The sequence below is a fragment of the Massilia scottii genome, from assembly GCF_030846495.1.
GTDB lineage: Bacteria > Pseudomonadota > Gammaproteobacteria > Burkholderiales > Burkholderiaceae_D > Telluria_A > Telluria_A violaceinigra.
Map to the genome: position 1 here is coordinate 43,875 of NZ_JAVCWM010000011.1, position 17,598 is coordinate 61,472.

Annotated in this window: 11 protein-coding genes; 5 read left to right on the plus strand and 6 right to left on the minus strand. The window is 66.3% G+C overall.

Translation table 11 applies throughout. From position 1 onward, the window contains the following. Positions 1-175: 175 nt before the first annotated feature. From RBA41_RS16855 to RBA41_RS16875, 5 genes are all read left to right on the plus strand, one after another. Positions 176-1,762: an acyl-CoA ligase (AMP-forming), exosortase A system-associated gene (locus RBA41_RS16855; protein ID WP_306625272.1), complete on the plus strand. Its 1,587-nt coding sequence runs from the start codon at positions 176-178 to the stop codon at positions 1,760-1,762. Beyond that, entirely contained in the window at positions 1,759-2,994 is a 1,236-nt protein-coding gene (locus RBA41_RS16860) for a pyridoxal-dependent decarboxylase, exosortase A system-associated (RefSeq protein WP_306625273.1), read from the plus strand. The genes RBA41_RS16855 and RBA41_RS16860 overlap by 4 nt, the downstream gene beginning before the upstream one ends. Positions 2,995-3,082: 88 nt before the next feature. Then, entirely contained in the window at positions 3,083-4,933 is a 1,851-nt protein-coding gene (locus tag RBA41_RS16865; RefSeq protein WP_306625274.1) for an asparagine synthetase B family protein, read from the plus strand. Positions 4,934-4,938: 5 nt separating this feature from the next. Further along, complete coding sequence (locus tag RBA41_RS16870) at positions 4,939-6,108, plus strand: DegT/DnrJ/EryC1/StrS family aminotransferase (protein WP_306625276.1); 1,170 nt, start codon at positions 4,939-4,941, stop codon at positions 6,106-6,108. Next, on the plus strand, positions 6,105-8,198 hold the full coding sequence (locus RBA41_RS16875) for a GNAT family N-acetyltransferase (protein WP_306625277.1): 2,094 nt from the start codon (positions 6,105-6,107) through the stop codon (positions 8,196-8,198). Before RBA41_RS16870 ends, RBA41_RS16875 begins: the two co-directional genes overlap by 4 nt. 6 nt (positions 8,199-8,204) lie before the next feature. Here RBA41_RS16875 and RBA41_RS16880 read toward each other — a convergent pair whose 3' ends face one another. The 6 genes from RBA41_RS16880 to RBA41_RS16905 form a co-directional block, all read right to left on the minus strand. Continuing rightward, the gene (locus tag RBA41_RS16880; RefSeq protein WP_306625279.1) at positions 8,205-11,456 is read right to left on the minus strand and encodes a hypothetical protein; all 3,252 of its coding nucleotides are present in this window, start codon (positions 11,454-11,456) and stop codon (positions 8,205-8,207) included. A 347-nt stretch (positions 11,457-11,803) separates the two neighbouring features. Next, the gene (locus tag RBA41_RS16885) at positions 11,804-12,799 is read right to left on the minus strand and encodes an acyltransferase family protein (protein ID WP_306625281.1); all 996 of its coding nucleotides are present in this window, start codon (positions 12,797-12,799) and stop codon (positions 11,804-11,806) included. Then, positions 12,796-14,253, minus strand: coding sequence for a lipopolysaccharide biosynthesis protein (locus tag RBA41_RS16890; protein ID WP_306625283.1), 1,458 nt, complete (start codon positions 14,251-14,253; stop codon positions 12,796-12,798). Before RBA41_RS16890 ends, RBA41_RS16885 begins: the two co-directional genes overlap by 4 nt. Beyond that, entirely contained in the window at positions 14,250-15,530 is a 1,281-nt protein-coding gene (locus RBA41_RS16895; protein ID WP_306625284.1) for a glycosyltransferase, read from the minus strand. Before RBA41_RS16895 ends, RBA41_RS16890 begins: the two co-directional genes overlap by 4 nt. A 3-nt stretch (positions 15,531-15,533) precedes the next feature. Then, on the minus strand, positions 15,534-16,640 hold the full coding sequence (locus tag RBA41_RS16900) for a glycosyltransferase family 4 protein (RefSeq protein ID WP_306625286.1): 1,107 nt from the start codon (positions 16,638-16,640) through the stop codon (positions 15,534-15,536). Then, positions 16,637-17,596: a glycosyltransferase family 2 protein gene (locus tag RBA41_RS16905; protein ID WP_306625287.1), complete on the minus strand. Its 960-nt coding sequence runs from the start codon at positions 17,594-17,596 to the stop codon at positions 16,637-16,639. The genes RBA41_RS16900 and RBA41_RS16905 overlap by 4 nt, the downstream gene beginning before the upstream one ends. Positions 17,597-17,598: the final 2 nt, after the last annotated feature.

The following is a 17,598-nucleotide window of genomic DNA, read 5'->3' on the forward strand; positions in this document are numbered from 1 at the left end:
TAATTGATATTGTTAGTGTTCAAGTGGTAAGATTGTACTTGAACTTCCTCCAAATATCGCTTGCAGAGAAAAATTGTTCTCCGCACAATTTGGCTAGCGTCAGTACTTGGCGCAAGTCGCCCCCTTTTCGTCCCGAACAGCAACGTTTTGGCTTTCAGCCGTACGCAAGGTTTCAATGAGTGACTTGATCCACGACTTCATCTTCCGCTCTGCCGGCCGCACCCCACAAGCGGAGGCGCTCGTTTATGGCAGCCGCCGTCTGGATTACGCAACACTTGCGGATTCCGTACGGCAAGTCTCGACAAGCGTGCTCGGTCTCGGCCTGGGCCGTGGCCAGCGGCTCGCGGTGTATCTTGAAAAAAACATCGAGAACGTGGCCGCCATGTTCGGCGCCGCGGCCGCCGGTGGCGTGTTCGTGCCCGTCAATCCGCTGCTCAAGCCGGAACAGGTCGCCTACATCCTGGCCGACTGCAATGTGCGCATCCTGGTCACCTCGGCCGACCGCCTGAAGTTGCTCGCCGCCGCCCTGGGCGCCTGCCCGGACCTGCACACCGTCATCGTCACCGGCAATGTCGACAACGCGCCCGCGCTCGAACGCATCAAGGTAGTGGCCTGGGACGCCGCCCTGGCCGCCGCCGTGCCCGCCACCCCCGCGCGCAATATCGATACCGACATGGCGGCGATTTTGTACACCTCGGGCAGCACCGGCAAGCCGAAAGGCGTAGTGCTCTCGCACCGCAACATGGTGGCCGGCGCCAACAGCGTGGCCAGCTACCTGGAAAACACGCCCGCCGACCGCATCCTGGCCGTGCTGCCGCTCAGTTTCGACTATGGCCTGAGCCAGCTGACCACGGCGTTTTCTGTCGGCGCCACCGCGGTGCTGATCAACCACCTGCTGGCGCGCGATATTCTCAAAGCCGTGGAAGCGGAACGCATCACCGGGCTGGCCGCGGTGCCGCCGCTGTGGATCCAGATCGCGCCCCTGCCGTGGCCGGCCGACTGCACCCTGCGCTACCTCACCAATTCCGGCGGCGCCATGCAGCGCCCCACCTTGGATGCGCTGCGCCGCGCACTGCCGAACGCCCAACCGTTCCTGATGTACGGCCTGACCGAAGCCTTCCGCTCGACCTACCTGCCGCCGTCCGAGCTGGATCGCCGCCCCGATTCGATGGGCAAGGCGATCCCGAACGCCGAAGTGATGGTGTTGCGGGCCGACGGTACCGAATGCGATCCCGGCGAAGCCGGTGAACTGGTGCACCGCGGCGCGCTCGTCTCGCTGGGCTACTGGAACGACCGCGCCAAGACCGCCGAGCGCTTCAAGCCGCTGGTCAGCGTGCACCACGGCCTGACCCTGACCGAAATGGCGGTGTGGTCGGGCGACACCGTGCGCAAGGATGAAGAAGGCTTCTTGTACTTCATCAGCCGCAACGATGAAATGATCAAGACCTCGGGCTACCGGGTCAGCCCCTCCGAAGTGGAGGAAGTCGTCTACGCGCGCGACGGCGTGGCCGAAGCGGCCGCCATCGGCCTGGCCCACCCCACCTTGGGCCAGGCCATCGTCGTCGTCGCGCATCCGAAGGAAGGCAGCGCCTTGAGCCCCGAATCCCTGCTGGCGGCCTGCAAGCCGCACCTGCCGGCCTACATGCTGCCGGCGCGCGTGATCATCTCGCCCGATAGCCTGCCGCGCAACCCGAACGGCAAAATCGACCGCAAGCTCTTGAGCGTGCAAATGGAACAGTTGTTTATGGAAGCAAGCCAATGAGCGTCCCACGTCCCCAACACGCGCCGCTGGCGCAATTCGAGGTCGAGGGCGATTGCCTGCAGATCGGCGGCATGCCGCTCACGCGCCTGGCCGAACGGGTCGGACGCACGCCCTTCTACGCCTACGACCGCGCCAAGCTGACCGAGAGGGTCGAACTGCTGCGCCGCCACCTGCCGCCGGAAATCCATCTGCACTACGCCATGAAGGCCAATCCGATGCCGGCCGTGGTCCAGCACATGGCCACCCTGGTCGACGGCATCGACATCGCCTCCGGCGGCGAACAGCGCGTGGCGCTCGACACGCCCATGGCGCCGCACCTGGTCAGCTTCGCCGGTCCCGGCAAAAGCGACACGGACCTGAGCTGCGCGATTGCCGCCGGCGTGGTGCTGAACATGGAGTCGGAAGCGGAAATGGAGCGCATCGCCGTCATCGGCCGGCGCCTGTCCGTCAAGCCGCGCGTGGCGGTGCGCGTCAATCCCGACTTCGAGCTCAAATCGTCGGGCATGAAGATGGGCGGCGGACCGAAGCAGTTCGGCGTCGACGCCGAACGCGTCCCGGCCATGCTGGAGCGCATCGGCGAACTGGAACTCGACTTCCAGGGCTTCCACATCTACAGCGGCTCGCAAAACCTGAAGGCGGCATCGATCCAGGACGCGCACGAAAAAACCTTCGCGCTGGCGATCCGCCTGGCCGCGCACTGGCCCGGTCCCCTGCGCACGCTCAACATCGGCGGCGGCTTCGGCATTCCCTACTTCCCCGGCGAAGAACGGCTCGACCTGGCCGCCGTGGGCGAAAACCTCAAGCGCATCCTGCCCGAGGTGCGGCGCGACCTGCCCGACACCGAGATCGTGATCGAACTGGGACGCTACCTGGTGGCCGAAGCGGGTATTTACGTCAGCCGCGTGATCGAGCGCAAGGAGTCGCGCGGGCAGGTCTACCTGGTCACCGACGGCGGCCTGCACCACCATCTGGCGGCATCGGGCAACTTCGGCCAGGTGATCCGCAAGAACTACCCGGTCGCCATCGGCAACCGCATGGCGGCCCAGGAGCGTGAAACCGTGTCCGTGGTCGGCCCGCTGTGCACCCCGCTCGACCTGCTGGCCGACCAGATGTCGCTGGCCAAGGCGGACGTCGGCGACCTGGTGGTCGTGTTCCAGTCCGGCGCTTACGGCCTGTCCGCCAGCCCGGTCGCCTTCCTGAGCCATCCCGTGGCGCTGGAAGTGCTGGTCTGATGCCATAATCCGCTCTCGATCCATCATCAACAAACAAAACCAACGCAAGCGCGAGGAGTGCAATGACTGAATTTTCCGGGATGCCGCAGTGAGCGGGCTGTGTGGATGGATCGGCCACGGCGCCAGTGCAGCTGAAAACCAGGTCCTGATCGAGGCCATGGCGGTCCCGCTGGCGGCCTTCGACAAGACCGGTATCAGCACCCTGCAAGCCTCGCGCAGCGCGGTGGCGGTAGCCGCACGTGCCGCCAGCAGCCATGCCTGGCAAGGCGATGGCCTGATGGTGGCCGTGTGGGGCGAACCGGAACTCGACGACGGCGCCGACGCGCAGGGCCAGCAAGATGGCCTGGCCGAGCGCGTGGCCCGCCTGTGGCGGCGCGACCCGGATGCCGTCTGCGTCAAACTGCGCGGCGCATTTGCGCTGGCCATTCTCGACGACGCCAAGGGCGAGGCCCTGCTGGCGATCGACCGCATGGGCACCCACCAGCTGAGCTACCAGACGGTGGCCGAGGCGCTGGTGTTCGCCACCTCGTCGGATGCGCTGATCCGCCATCCGAAGACGCCCGGAGCGATCGATCCGCAAGGCTTGTACAACTACGTCTACTTCCACATGGTCCCGGCGCCGGGCACCGTGTACCGCGGCCAGCAACGCCTGCTGCCGGGCGAATGCCTGCGCTTCAGGCAGGGCCGCGTCGACAAGCGCGCTTACTGGCGCATGGTGTTCGACGAACAGCCGCAGCACTCGTTCGAGGACCTCAAGCAGCAGTTCCGCGAGATCCTGCGCAGCAGCGTGCGCGACGCCGCCGGCAAGCAGCCGTATGGCGCCTTCCTCAGCGGCGGTACCGACAGCTCCACCATTGCCGGCATCATGCGCGAGCTTGACGACAAGCCGGTCAACACCTATTCGATCGGCTTCGAGGCCGAAGGCTACGACGAAATGTCGTACGCGCGCCTGGCGTCAAAACACTTCGGCACCAGCCACCACGAATACTACGTCACGCCCGATGACGTGGTGGCCGCCATTCCGCGCATCGGCGCGGTGTTCGACCAGCCCTTCGGCAACGCCTCGGCGGTGCCGGCCTTTTACTGCGCGCGCCTGGCCCGCGCCGACGGCGTCACCCGCATGCTCGGCGGCGACGGCGGCGACGAACTTTTCGGCGGCAACGAGCGCTACTCCAAGCAGCACGTGTTCGCCCTGTATGACAAGGTGCCCGGCCTGCTGCGCAAGGCGCTGCTGGAACCGGCCGTATTCAACTTCCCGGCCGGCGAACATCTGAAGCTGATTCGCAAGGCGCGCAGCTACATCGAGCAAGCCTCGCTGCCGATGCCGGCGCGCCTGGAAACCTACAACCTGCTGGGCCGCTTCGGCCCGTCGCAAGTATTCACCGGCGAATTCCTGGCCAGTGCGGACGTCGGCGCGCCGCTGGCCAGCCTGTCGCATACCTACGCCCAGAACGATGCATCGAGCCTGATCAACCGCATGCTGGCGCTCGACCTCAAAGTGACGCTTGCCGACAACGACCTGCCGAAAGTGATCAAGGCCTGCGAGCTGGCGGCGATGGAAGCGGCCTTCCCCTTCCTGTCCGACCAGATGGTCGCGTTCTCGGCGCGCCTGACGGCCAAACAGAAATTGAATGGCACCCAGCTGCGCTACTTCTTCAAGGAAGCGCTGCGCGGCTTCCTGCCCGACGACATCATCACCAAGCAAAAGCACGGCTTCGGCCTGCCGTTCGGCGTGTGGCTGCAAAAGCACAAGCCGCTGCAGCAGCTCGCGCTCGACAGCCTGTCCGACCTGAAGGCGCGCCAGATCGTGCGTCCGGAATTCATCGATGCGCTGGTCGGCCAGCACTTGAACGAGCACGCCGGCTACCACGGCACCATGGTGTGGGTCCTGATGATGATGGAGCAGTGGTTCAAGCAGCGCTCCGCACCGCAAAGCTGATACCGATGCCCGAATACCAGCGTTTCGACGCCGTTGCATGTGAATTCCCCCGTCCGCGCGCTCCCCTGTTCCCCAGCCTGCGCTGGGCCGACCTGAGTTTCGGCGGGAGCGGCACGGTCGCTCCCGCCCTGATCGACGGCACCGCCGTGCGCCACTTCGCGCGCGGCCGTTACGCCATGCACGCGGCCTACCTGGCGGCCGGCATCGGCCCGGGTACCGCGCTCCTGGCCCCGTCCTACCACTGCCGCACCATGATCGACCCGGCGCTGGCGCTGGGCGGCACGGTGCTGTTCTATGAAGTCGACAGCGACCTGACGCCGCGCGTGGACAGCATTCGCGCCCTGCTGGCGCCGCGCGACCACGGCATCAAGGCGCTGGTGCTGCCGCACTACTTCGGCTTCGAGCAGCCGCCCGCGCTGCTGGCGGCCGTGATGGCCGTGTGCCGCCACCACGGCCTGATGTTCATCGAAGACTGCTCGCACGCCTGGCAGGTGGCGGCCAAGCGCGCCCAGGGCGCGCAAGCGAATGCCGACCACGTGCTGATGGCCAGCCCGTACAAATTTTTCGGCTGCGAGGATGGCGGCGTGTTGTGGGCCAACCCGGCGCTGTTTCCGATCACGCCACCGGCCCGTCCCGGCCTGCTGCGCGAAGCGAAGGCTTTCAAGTCGGCGTGGTCGCGCAACCGCGCCGCGCGCGTCGACGCCACCGAGGCGGTGCCGCGCGAGCCCGCGCTGCGCGGCCAGGACATCACCGAGCGCCACGACCAGCCATCGCCCCTGTACGAGCGCGCCATGGAAAACAAGAACAGCCTGGCCCTGTCGCGCTGGGTCATGCGGCGCACGCTGCTCGCGCCCCTGGTCGAACAGCGCCGCCAGCATTACCGCCAGTGGCTCGAAGCGGTGGCCGGCGCGCGCGGCGGCCAGGCCCTCATGCACGACCTGCCGGACGACTGCGCGCCGTACATGTTCCCGATCACGATCGCCGAACCGGACCCGGTGTTCTATCAGTTGAAGCAGGCCGGCATGCCGATCTTCCGCTGGGACGACATGGCGGTATCGAGCTGCACGGTGGCGCGCAACTACCGCCTGCACCTGCTGCACCTGCCCTGCCACCAGGGCTTGACCTCGCAGCAGATGGCCTGGATGACGGCGCTGGTGGCGAAAGCGCTGGCATGAGCGGCTGGACCAGCGTGCCGCTGCAGCGCTCCCTCGGCGCGCACGGCGCGGCCTGGGACCAGTTGAACCGGCGCCTGTTCGGCGACCATCCTCTCCTCACCACCCTGTTCATCGACGGCCTGCTGCAGCACTTCGGCGACGGCGGCGAGCACCTGTGCGTGTACCGGCGCGACGGCGTGACCGAGGCGATGTGCGTGCTCAAACGCCGCAATCCGCTGGTGTGGGCCAGCTTCCTGCCGCCGCAGGCGCAGATCGCCGCCACCCTGGTGGCCGATGGCGCGCTGCTGTCCTCATTATTGAGCAGCCTGCCCGGCATGGCGATCCAGCTCGACCTGCTGTGCAACGACCCGGCCGTGGGCGCCGTGCTGTCGGGCGCCGCGCCGCGCCGCCATTTGCTCAATCATGCGCTGACGATGAAGATCGATCTGGCGGGCAGCTTCGCCGGCTACTGGTCGTCGCGCTCCAAGCAACTGCAAAGCAATATCAAAAAGCGCGACAAGCGCCTGTTTGAGAACGGCATCGAACAGCGCCGCGTGCACATCGGCGAGGCTGGCGAGATCGTCGCGGCGGTCGACCGCTACGCCGCGCTGGAGGGCGCCGGCTGGAAGGGCCGCAACGGCACGGCGGTCGGCTCCACCCCGGCCCAGCACCAGTTCTACCGCGACCTGATGCAGCGCGCCGCGCTTGATGGCCACGCCTTCGTCTCCGAACTGTGGTTCGGCGACACGCTGGCGGCCTCGCGCCTGATCCTGCGCCGGAACGGCGTGTACGTGATCCTCAAGACCAGCTACGACGAAAGCTTCGCCGACTATTCGCCGGGGCGCCTGCTGCTGCGCGACGTGATCGAACAAGCCTTCGCGGCCGATCCGGGCGGCGCCATCGAGTTCTATACCGACGCCGACCAGAACCAGCTCGAATGGGCCACCGCCCAGCGCTGGATCCAGCACCGCACGCTGTACCGCTGGAACGTGGCCGAAGCGCTGACGGTATCGCTGCGCGCCTGGCGCAGCAATCCGCAGAGCCCCGACGGTTTGCTGGTGGAGGCGTTCGACCATCCCGACGCCCTTCCCGCCGACGTGCAGACCTTCATGACCAAGGCCGAAAAGCACAACGTGGCCTGCGGCCTGGCGTGGTACCGCAACCTGGTCGAAACGGTGTATCCGAAAAATCCCGGCCTGCGCTTCTACGTGCTGCGCCACGGCCAGCAACTGATGGCGGTGCTGCCGCTGCGCGCCGAAAAAGCCGGCGGCAGCTGGCAACTCAATTCGCTGTCGAATTTCTATACCAGCCTGTACGAGCCGGTGCTCGAACCGGGCCTCAAATCGCGCGAGATGGTGGCCGTGCTGTCGGCCATTCAAACCGAGTTTCCCGGCCTGGCGTCGCTGACCCTGGCGCCGATGGACACGGCCTCGCATTCGTACCAGACCTTGCTGGGCGCGATGCGGATCAAGGGCTGGATCGCGTTCGAGTATTTCACCTTCGGGAACTGGTACCAGCCGGTGAGCTTCGACTGGCCGACCTATCTGGCGGCGCGCAGCGGTCCGCTGCAAAACACCATCCGCCGGATGCGCAAGAAGTTCGCCGGCGATGGCGGCACCCTGGAGATCGTCACCAATCCCAAGGAGCTGCCGGTGGCGATTGCCGCGTACGAGAAGGTGTATGCGGCCAGCTGGAAAAAGCCCGAACCCTTCCCGGCGTTCACGCCAGGCCTGATGCAGGCCTACGCGGCCAAGGGCTTCCTGCGCCTTGGCCTGGCGTGGCTGGGTGGCGAGCCGGTGGCCGCGCAGCTGTGGATCGTCTCGCACGGACGGGCCGAAATCTACAAGCTGGCCTACGACGAGCGCTTCAAGGGCTATTCGCCGGGGACCCTGATCACGGCCATGCTGATGGAGCACACGATCGACAAGGACAAGGTGAACGAAGTCGATTACCTGAGCGGCGACGACGCTTACAAGAAGACGTGGATGAGCCACCGGCGCGAGCGCTGGGGCCTGGTGGCGTACAACCCCACATCGCTGCGCGGACTCACCGGACTGGCGCGCGAAGCGGCCGGCCGCGCCGCGCGGGGCGTGGCCGGCCGGCTGATCTGACAGGCTTTATGCCGAGGTGCGGATGAAGAAGATGTTGTGCGTCTTCCCGTTCGGCATCAGCATGAAACCGCGCAGCGCCGGCACGTAGCGGAAGCGGTTATGCACCCCGGCCCCCGTGGTCGCGGGCGGCATGGTGGGACTGGCCAGCTCGAACATGCTCATATCCCAGGTGTTGCCCCCATTCGGCTTGATCACGTAGATGCGTCCCGCACCCGCGCCCTGGCCGCAGTAGAACAGGAAGCGGTCGTTGGCCGGGTCGTAGTCCATGCCGGCGTAGGTCGGCTTGTCGGCCTTGAAGCTCTCCAGCGCCGCACTCGGATTGAAGCTCACCGAGATCTGCACCGAGCCATCGACCGGCACGCGCGACGCGAACACGCCGAGCGTCCCGTAACCCATGCCGTCGGCCCAGTTCAGCGAAAACAGCTGGTTGCGCAGCGAATCGTGCGCGATCGGCCAGCGGATGGTGTCGTTGCTGCGCTGCGTGATCGGCTGGCTCCAGGTACGGGTGGCGGCCGAAAAGCGCGCCAGGCCCGTGCTCCAGGTGTCGCCCGTGGCGCGGATCGATACCGCGCCAAGGTGGCCGGCCGGCGCGTCGGCCCAGGTGCCGGCGGGATCCCAGCTGTTGGTCCCCAGGTCGAAACCGTCGACCTTGTTGAAGAAGTGCGCATTGCCGTAAGCGCCGCGCACCCCGAACATCATCAGGCGGTTCAGCTGCGGCACGAAATGCACGGTGCTGTACAGGTGGCGCGAGGTCGGTTTGCCGTCGGCGTAGTAAGCCACGTCGATCGCGGTGACCGAGGACTGGCCGTGGCGCAGCTGCCACACCGGCGCATTGTCGGTCAGGCGCAGCGACACCACCCGGTTGTCGGCCGAGTCGAGGTGGCCGCCGGCGCCGGCGATCAGAATCTCGTTGGTGCGTTCATTGAAGGCGATGCCGCTGTAGGCATGCGCCGCCGCCCCGCCCGCGCCCGCGGTGCCGGCGATTTCGATCCACTCGCCCAGCCCCTTGCCGGAGAACCAGATCGGATCGCCCGCCTGCGGCGTGCTTGGCACCGGCAGCGGCTGGACCGGCGTGTAGTACGCCGGTTTCACGCCCCATACCGGCTTGGTGTCGAACGCGGCGCGCAAGGTGCCCCAGTTGGTGGCGCGCGTCATGCGCTCGTAGGCTTCGCGCGCGCCCGGCACGCCGTGGCGCACCGCGTAGGCAATCGCCGGCACCAGGTTGCCCCACAAGGCGCGCTCGCCCGGCATGTATTCGCCGGCCAGGGTGCCTTCGACCTTGCCCAGCCAGACTGGCGGCTTGGCATAGGTTGCGCTGTACACCTCGGCCTCGGAGCTGTACCAGGGACCGGCGCCGGTATCGTAATCGGGCTTGGCGACCGGCGAAATGACCATGGTGTACGGTACCGCATTGACGTACCAGAAGCCGTCCTTGGTGCCGAGCCGGCCGACCGCGCTGCGCGCCTTCCAGGCAAAGAAGGCGCCCAGCTTGGTGCTGGCGGCGGCCGAAATCGGCAAACCCAGCGAAACCGAATAGCCGAAGGCCGCGGTGACGAAATCCTGCTGCCATGGCGAGGCCACGCGGATGGTGCCGTCGTAGCCTTCGCCCGGCTTGATCCAGCCGAACGGGTTGTTCGGCTGGGCCACGTAGCGCCCGTGGAAGTGCTCGATATTGGCTTCGACCGAGGCGATGAATTCGGCGCGCAGGGCGCTGTCGTCATCGGGCGTGACGCACAGGGCCTGCACGCGCGCGCGCCAGTCCCACGCGCAGCTGCGGGTCTGCCAGGCGGCGACGGCGGTCTGCACCAGGCCCTTGCTGCCTGTGCGCAGCGCGGCGTTGTCGCCATTGCCAAGGTAGTTGGCGGTGGCGGCGAACTGCACCTGTTCCATGAAGTAGAAACGGCCCGTGACCAGGTAGGCGGCAAAACCGACCGAGGGGCTGTGCGCCACATCCCAGGTCGGCGGATTGCCGCCGGTGGCCACCGGGGTGTACTGGGCGTTGGTGGAGCCGCCGGTATCCTTGAAGCCATGGCCGCTGCGGATGTTGAGGGTCGGGTAGCTGGAAAAGCGCAGCGGACGGTTGGTGCTCTCGTCGCGGTAGTGCAGGCCATAGCGCCCGGCCGAAAAACCATTGCGCACCACCGCCGCGTAGGTGGCCGGCACGTCGGCCACCAGGAACAGCACATCGTGCTGCGGCAAGAGGCCGATCGGGTCCTGATAGCCGGACGACGCCATGCTGTCGCCGTCGTAGATGAAATTGCCCGCCTGGAGCGGCGTGTAGCTCGATACCAGCGCCTTGACGGCGGTCGATTCGGCGGTGAGGCGCGCCTGGTACGAGGGCACCAGTTCGCTCGCCTGCAGATAGGCCGCGTCCTGGCGCGGTACCACGCCAGGATCGGCGCCGCCCCAGTACGACAGGGCGCTGCCGCTGATCAGCGGGGTGCGCTGGTGGTGTTTGAGGTCGATGGCGGCCGACATGCGCGCACTGCCATTGAGGGAGAAGGTGTAAGTGGCGGCCTTGTTCGATGGCGCGGCCACGCGCAGGTAGCCGTTCTCGATCCACGGCAGCACTTCGAGCGCGCCGCTGGCCCACATGCGCACTTCCAGCCAGGCCACCAGGTGCGGGTCGCTGCCGACCGGCTTGCGGTAGATCCAGGACGACATCAGCGGACCGCTGACCCAGACCTTGAACGGGCTGTCCCAGTCGGCGCCCTGCCAGCTGGCGGTGCCGAACGCGCCGCAGCCCACTTCGGCGACCGCGCCGCTGTTGCGCAGGCGCGCCGTGTCGATCGCGGCGTCGCCCGCGCTGGAAGTGACTACGCCAAGGTTGATGGTGGTGCCGGCCGCCGTGGGCAGGCTGGCCTGGCCCGACAGCAGCGCGAACTTGACCGAACCGTCCGGCCACAGGTTCTTGACGTTGATCTGCAAGGCGCCCTTGTCCGAGCCGATCGAGCGGCTAGCCGGCAGGTCGCCGCGGCGGAACGCAAAGCCCAGGCAGAACGGCACGGACGTCTGGCCGGTGGTGCTGATGACGCTAAAGCGCGCATTCGGAATCGGCGCGCCCGGTTCCGGCACGGCCGGGGTACCGGGGTCGAACGGGCCGGACGACGGCGTCTGCACGCCGCTGGCGGCGGTCGAGGTAGGCGCGGCTGCGGCGCCATTGCCGCCGCCACCGCCGCCACCGCAAGCGGTAAGCGCGCCGGAAGCGACCAGCATTGTTGAGCGTCGGAGAAAAATACGGCGTTGCAGATCGGTCATAATGGTTTCTTCGTAATAACAATGAATAAATAGCTATTAACGCGGCGTCGCTCGTTTTTTAAACAACCCCAATAGCGCGGCGATGATATCGTTTGTTGCGGCATGGAAACGACATTCTACCTGCATATTTGTTGAACACGAAATGACCGTTCACAAACAAAACGCCAATTATCAATATATATTTTCGTGGGATGATTAAATGGCAATGAGTATTTCATTACCTAGAAGGAATAACTATGAAACTCTGCTCAATATTACCTGCGGGTTAACTTGATAAGCGGTCCGGCATTATCAGGCGGACCGGCGGCATATTAACAGGCGCTGTCGGTATTTATAAAATATTAATATCACGCGGCCCGGGCGGGCGACCAGCGCGCGTTCAGGTAGCGGCGCGCGGGGCCCTCGATCAGGTAATAGGAGGCGATCCCGAGCGCCGCCGCGCCCGCCAGCGCGAGCGGCAGCGGCAGTGCTTTTTTCAGGCAGGCCGCATAGAACGGCTGCTGCCACAGGTACAGCGAAAACGACCACAAACCCAGCTGGCGCAGGGGACGCAGCGAAAACAGCGCCTGCAGCGGCGCGGCCGCGCGCGGCAGCAGGTTGACCGCCAGCGCGAACGCGGCCACCCCGGCGACCTGGGCAATCGCGGGCGGCACCGACCACCAGTGCAGCACCACGCCGCCGCCGAGCAGCAGGGGAACCATCACGCTATTCGTGCGCGGCACGCCGCGCCGGTGAAACAGTACGCAAAAGAATGCCGACAGCACAATGCCATAGGCCGCCGTTTCGGTATGCAGCATGTGCGCATACAGTTCCGGCCCGGGCGGATAAGCGCGCTGATACCAGATAATCATCGCCGCGCATGCCGCCGCCAGCACCAGGAGAATCGCCGATGGCGTGCGGCGCCAGGCGCGCACCGCAATCGCCACCAGCGACAGGGCGATATAACTGTGTTCTTCCACCGACAAGGACCAGATATGGCCGAATTGGAGCGCGCTGCTTAATACGTAATTATTAAAGAAAAACAACGGTGGTAATATCTCTGACAACGTGATCGGCAAGCCGAGCGCCACCCAGGCGAGCGAGGTGAGGATAATAAACACCAGGTGGGCAGGAATAATGCGCGAGATACGGCGCCGGTAAAAATGGCCGATTGCCACCTTGTCGATAAACAACAGGCGTGCCATCAGCATCCCGGACAGCACGAAAAACAGGCTCACGCCGACCCGCCCCAGGTTAATCCCCGGCAGCGGCATGAAGTGCCCGACCAGCAGCAGGCCGATGGCCATGCCGCGCCAGCCGTCCAGCGCGGGCACGTAGGCCGGGTGGGCAGCTTGCGCGCTCATGCGCCGGCCGGCGCGCGGCGCGCCTGGACGATGGCCAGGAACTCGCGGTACAGCGGATGGCGAAAGGCCCACAGCAGCAGCGGCCAGGCCAAGCAGGTGGCGCCGGCGCAGGCAAAGAAGGCCGCGTGTCCGAGCGCCTGGCCGGCGGGACGCAGCCAGACGGTCAGCGCCAGCGCCGGTGCGAGACTGAGGACGGCGAGCATCAGGTTCATGCCCACGTTGCGCAGCAGCGCGCCAAAGTCGGTCGGCAGGCGGCGCTGCTTGAGCGCATACCAGTACGGCACGCTGACCACGGCCATGACCATGAAGCCGATCGCGAAATACTGCAGGTTGCGGTAATAGAAGACCACGAGGCACAGGGCGATGGCCTTGACCGGCTGGATCACCAGTTCGGCCGTGGCCACCAGTTTCGAGTGGCCGGCCGCCAGCAGCACCGTCGGCGTCAGGTTGATCATGGCGCTGGCGGCGCCGGCCAGGCAGAAAAACGGCACCAGCGGTGCCGACTGGTCCCACTGCGGTCCGAACATCAGGCGCAGCACTTCGAGCGGGAACAGCGCCGCAAAGCCGTAAAAGGTCCACGCGATGGCGGTCACGTTGGTGACGCTGGCGACGTATTTTTCTTCGAGCGCATCGCCGTTGCGCACCGCTTTCGAGAACGCCGGATAGGCCACATTGCGCACCGCGCCCATGAAGTCGCGGTGGAACAGGTTCATCAAGCCCTGCGCGCGGCTGGCAATGGCTACTGCCGAAAAGCCCATGATCTTGCCGACCGCCAGATCGTTGATATCCATCGTGATCGAGGTGATCACGTTGGCGACCGTGAGCGGCCCGCCGAACTTCATGATCTCGCGCCACTTGGTCAGCGCGGGACGCAGCAGGCGCGCGGCCGCGCCAACATGCCAGATGCCGGCCGCGATGATCGCGTTGTTCAATACGGCGCCGAAGGCGAGCGCATACGCGCCGGCACCCTGCCACGCCATCAGCAAGGTGGCAATGGTCGAGAGCACGGCCCCCGACAGGTTAATCCGCATCACGGTCTTGAAATTGAGTTCCCTGCGCAGCAGGGCCAGGCACACCGAATTGAACGGCAGGATCAGGAAGTTGAGCGCCACGATGCGGGCGATGGTGGTCAGGCTCTCTTCATGATAGAAGGCGCCGATCAGCGGCGCGCACAGTTGAATGAGCAAAAACAGGCTGGTGCCCAGGATCAGGGCCAGGCCCCAGGCGCTGGCGATGTACTCGCTCGTCAGCTCCTTCTTCTGGATCAAAAAATTCACGAGACCGAAATCACGGATCACCTGGGTGACGCTGATGATCGCCAGCGCAACCGAAAACAGGCCGACCTGCTTGGGCGTGAGCAGGCGCGCCAGCAGCACGAAGGAAACCAGGTTCAGGGCAATGCCGAGATAACTCTCCAGGAAGGAAAACGCCATCGCGCGCCGCACGGTGCTCATGCGGCGCTCCGTGGGTGCTGCACGATCGCGTCGAGGGCGAGCGCCAGTTTGCCAGTCAGGTTCGCGCGCGTGTACATGGCCAGCTCGCTGGGAATGCGCGGCGAAAAAATCGACGCCGGGCCGCTCTCGCACAGGCGGGCCAGAATGTCCGCCAGCGCCGCCACCTCGCCAGGGTCGGCACGGCATGCGCCGCCGACCTGGGTGAGCGTCTTGGCCACTTCGCTGACCGGCTGCGCCGAGGCCAGGATCGGGCGGCCGCTGCCCAGGTATTCGAACAGCTTTCCGGGCATGCTGGCGTGCTCGTAGACGCCTTTCGAGACCGGCAGGTACAGGGCGCTGGCGCCCGACATCAGCGCGGTCGCTTCGGCGTGCTGCACGCGCCCGCGCTCCTCGACGATGTCGTCGATGCCGTACTCGCGCGCGGGGCCCGGCGCGTAGCCGGCCACCACGATGACGAGGCGCGCCAGCGATGGCAGTCCACGCTCCTTGAGCAGCCGCACCGCCGCGTACAGGTCGTCCGGGCCGTAGCCGGGCCGCCATACGCCGGTGTAGACGATGCGTACCTGATCGTTGGCAGGCGCCGGCGCGGCGGCCGGGAAGTCGTCTTCATCGAAGCCGTTGGTAATAAAAAAGCGGTTCTTCGGCAGCAGCTCCTGCGGCAGCAGGCCAAGGAACGATTCGGTGGTGGCGATCACCCCGGACGCCGCGCGCAGCACGCGCCGCTCCAGGCCGGGGTTCAGGCGCCGCTGCAGCCAGGTGGACTTGTCCCACTCCACTTCGGCCGGCTTCCACAGGTCGCGATAATCGATCACGAACGGCACGCCGATGCGCCGGCTGAGCTTTTCGGCGACCAGGAAAGAAGACCACGGCCAGCCGGTGGCGTAAATGGCGTCAAAGGGTTGCGCCGCATGAAGCTGCACGGCATGCTCGACCGCCATGGGAATCCAGCTGGCGCATTCGTCCGGCACATTCCAGAAACGGCGCACGCGCCATTCGATGGCGCCGGCCAGCCGCTGCGGGTCGATCACGCTGGCGAATTTTGCCGCGATCCTGGGCGCCATGTGGCGGGTCCACAAGGGCGCGCGCTCGATGCGGGTGCCGGGGCGCACTTCATCCAGCAGCGAGGCATCGCAATCCTTCGGGTCCGGGCTGTCGACCGTCAGCACGGTCGGCGTCCAGCCATGGTCCGGCAAGTGATTGACGAACTCCAGGCTGCGGCGCGTCCCCGAATTGAAAATCGGCGGATACAAATAGGCGATGACCAGCACTTTCTTCATCGTTCAGCCGCGCACTTTGCGGTATACGGCCAGGTGGCTGGCGAAGCTCTCGGACCAGGCGAACTTGCGCACCCACCCGGCTGCCGCGGCGACCATCGGTGCGCGCTGCTCGCCCAGGCTTCCGGCACGCTCCAGCGCCGACACCCAGGCGTCAAGGTCGTGCGGCGGCACCACCATGGCCAGCGGTCCAATCAATTCCTTGAGGCTGCCCAGCGCGCTGAAGATGACCGGCACGCCGGCCGCCTGCGCTTCCAGCGCGGGAAAGCCGAAGCCTTCGTACAGGGTCGGGTACAGCACCGCCTGGGCGCCCCGGTACAGGGCGCGCAGTTCGGCGTCGGACAAAAATTCGGCGAACAGCACGCGGCCCTGCAGATGCGGCGGCAGGTCGGCCATGGCGGTGCGGCGGGCGGCGGCCCCAAAACCGCAGATGACCAGTTTCAGGTCCTTCTGGCGGCTGGCGGCGATCACTTCCATCGCCCACTCGGGGCGCTTGCGCTTCATCGGGCCGCCCAGGTAGACGGCGTAGGGTGCGCTGCCGATCTGGCGTGCCAATTCCGCGTGCATCGCACTCTGCTCATTCGTAAAATAGGCTTCGTCGATCCCGTGCGGGATCACCGTCAGCTTCGGCTCCAGCCACGGCCAGCGCGCCAGGATGTCGGTGCGCGAGCATTCGCTGATGGTGATGACGTGCGCGCACTTTTTCAGGGCGGCCGGAATCGTGTGGTCCCAGTACAGGCGCGCGCCCAGCGTATCGGGGCGTTCTTCCCAGGCCAGCGTATCGTGCAAGGTCACCACCGTGGGTTTCGGCTGCCACAGCGACAAGGCGCCTTCGGTCGCGTGCAGCAGGTCGATATCGAGTTTGCGCAGGCGCAGCGGCAGGCCGACCTGCTCCCATGCGCGGAAACGGTCGCCGCGGAAGGTGAACACGTCGGTTTCCAGGTTGGCGCCGGGCGGCGTGACCATGCCATGGCGGTCGTCGTCGCCGAACAGGCGCCAGTGCATCTCGGGATGGTTCTTCGAGTGGCTCAGCAGCTCGTACACGTACTTGCCCATGCCGCGAATGTGTTCGGTATTGAGGCAGCGTGCTACCAGTCCTATGTTCAGGCTCATGATTTTTCCTTTGATGGCGACAGCGCCTTGAGGCCAGTCTTGACCAGCACTTTCCACGCCGGGACGTGAGTGGGGTCGGTGCGCAGCGCGGTCCAGCCGGCGCGCCGCGCCTGGCCCAGGTTGCGCGCTTGCAGGTGGGCCCCGGCGAAGTCGCTCCAGCTTTTGGCGAGCATGCGCCGCACCGCTTGCGCGTCGCCGATGCGCCCGTCGGGCGAAGCCAGGCCCCAGCGGCCCAGCGCCTGGCCGATCACGCGCGCGCGGTAGTTTTCGGCGGGCGTGGCCCTGGTGATGCTGGCCGGGTGAATGCGGTACAGGGCGTAGGGCCGCGCCACGCGGTCAATCGGCGTCACGCGCGAGGCGCGCAGCCACAGGTCGTAGTCTTCGCCGAGACGCAAGGTGGTGTCGAAGCCGTTCAATTCCGCCAGCAGCGTGCGCTGCATCAGCACCGTGGAGGTCCACACCACGCAGTCGAGCAGCAGCTGCGGATAGATCCAGCCGGTCGCGCCGGCCCAGCGCGCGCTATCCATCGCCTCGTCCTGCAGGCGCGCCAGGTAGTCGGGCGGCGGCTGCGGCACGTCGCTCGGCCACACCTTCCAGGCGGTGTAGCTCATGCGGCAGTCGGGCAGCGCCGCGATCTGCGCCAGCTGGGCCGCCAGCTTACCGGGCAGCCAGATGTCGTCGGCGTCGATAAAGGCGATCCACTCGCCGCGCGCGGCGGCGATGCCGGCATTGCGCGCGGCCGCCACGCCGGCGTTGGCCTGTTCGATGACGCGCACCGCCGGGAAACCCGTGCGCACCAGTGCCACCGAGCCGTCGCGCGAGCCGTCGTCGACCACGATGATCTCCAGCGTAACGTCCTTTTGCGCCAGCACCGAGGCGATGGTCGCGCCGATGTAGCGCTGCGCGTTGTAGCACGGGATGACGACCGACACCAGCGGCGTGGATGCGTGAGGCATGG

Bases quoted from the DNA above. Each gene is read 5' to 3' on its own strand.
- RBA41_RS16855 (WP_306625272.1), top strand. From the start codon at position 176: ATGAGTGACTTGATCCACGACTTCATCTTCCGCTCTGCCGGCCGCACC.
- RBA41_RS16860 (WP_306625273.1), top strand. From the start codon at position 1,759: ATGAGCGTCCCACGTCCCCAACACGCGCCGCTGGCGCAATTCGAGGTC.
- RBA41_RS16870 (WP_306625276.1), top strand. From the start codon at position 4,939: ATGCCCGAATACCAGCGTTTCGACGCCGTTGCATGTGAATTCCCCCGT.
- RBA41_RS16875 (WP_306625277.1), top strand. From the start codon at position 6,105: ATGAGCGGCTGGACCAGCGTGCCGCTGCAGCGCTCCCTCGGCGCGCAC.
- RBA41_RS16880 (WP_306625279.1), bottom strand. From the start codon at position 11,456: ATGACCGATCTGCAACGCCGTATTTTTCTCCGACGCTCAACAATGCTG.
- RBA41_RS16885 (WP_306625281.1), bottom strand. From the start codon at position 12,799: ATGAGCGCGCAAGCTGCCCACCCGGCCTACGTGCCCGCGCTGGACGGC.
- RBA41_RS16890 (WP_306625283.1), bottom strand. From the start codon at position 14,253: ATGAGCACCGTGCGGCGCGCGATGGCGTTTTCCTTCCTGGAGAGTTAT.
- RBA41_RS16895 (WP_306625284.1), bottom strand. From the start codon at position 15,530: ATGAAGAAAGTGCTGGTCATCGCCTATTTGTATCCGCCGATTTTCAAT.
- RBA41_RS16900 (WP_306625286.1), bottom strand. From the start codon at position 16,640: ATGAGCCTGAACATAGGACTGGTAGCACGCTGCCTCAATACCGAACAC.
- RBA41_RS16905 (WP_306625287.1), bottom strand. From the start codon at position 17,596: ATGCCTCACGCATCCACGCCGCTGGTGTCGGTCGTCATCCCGTGCTAC.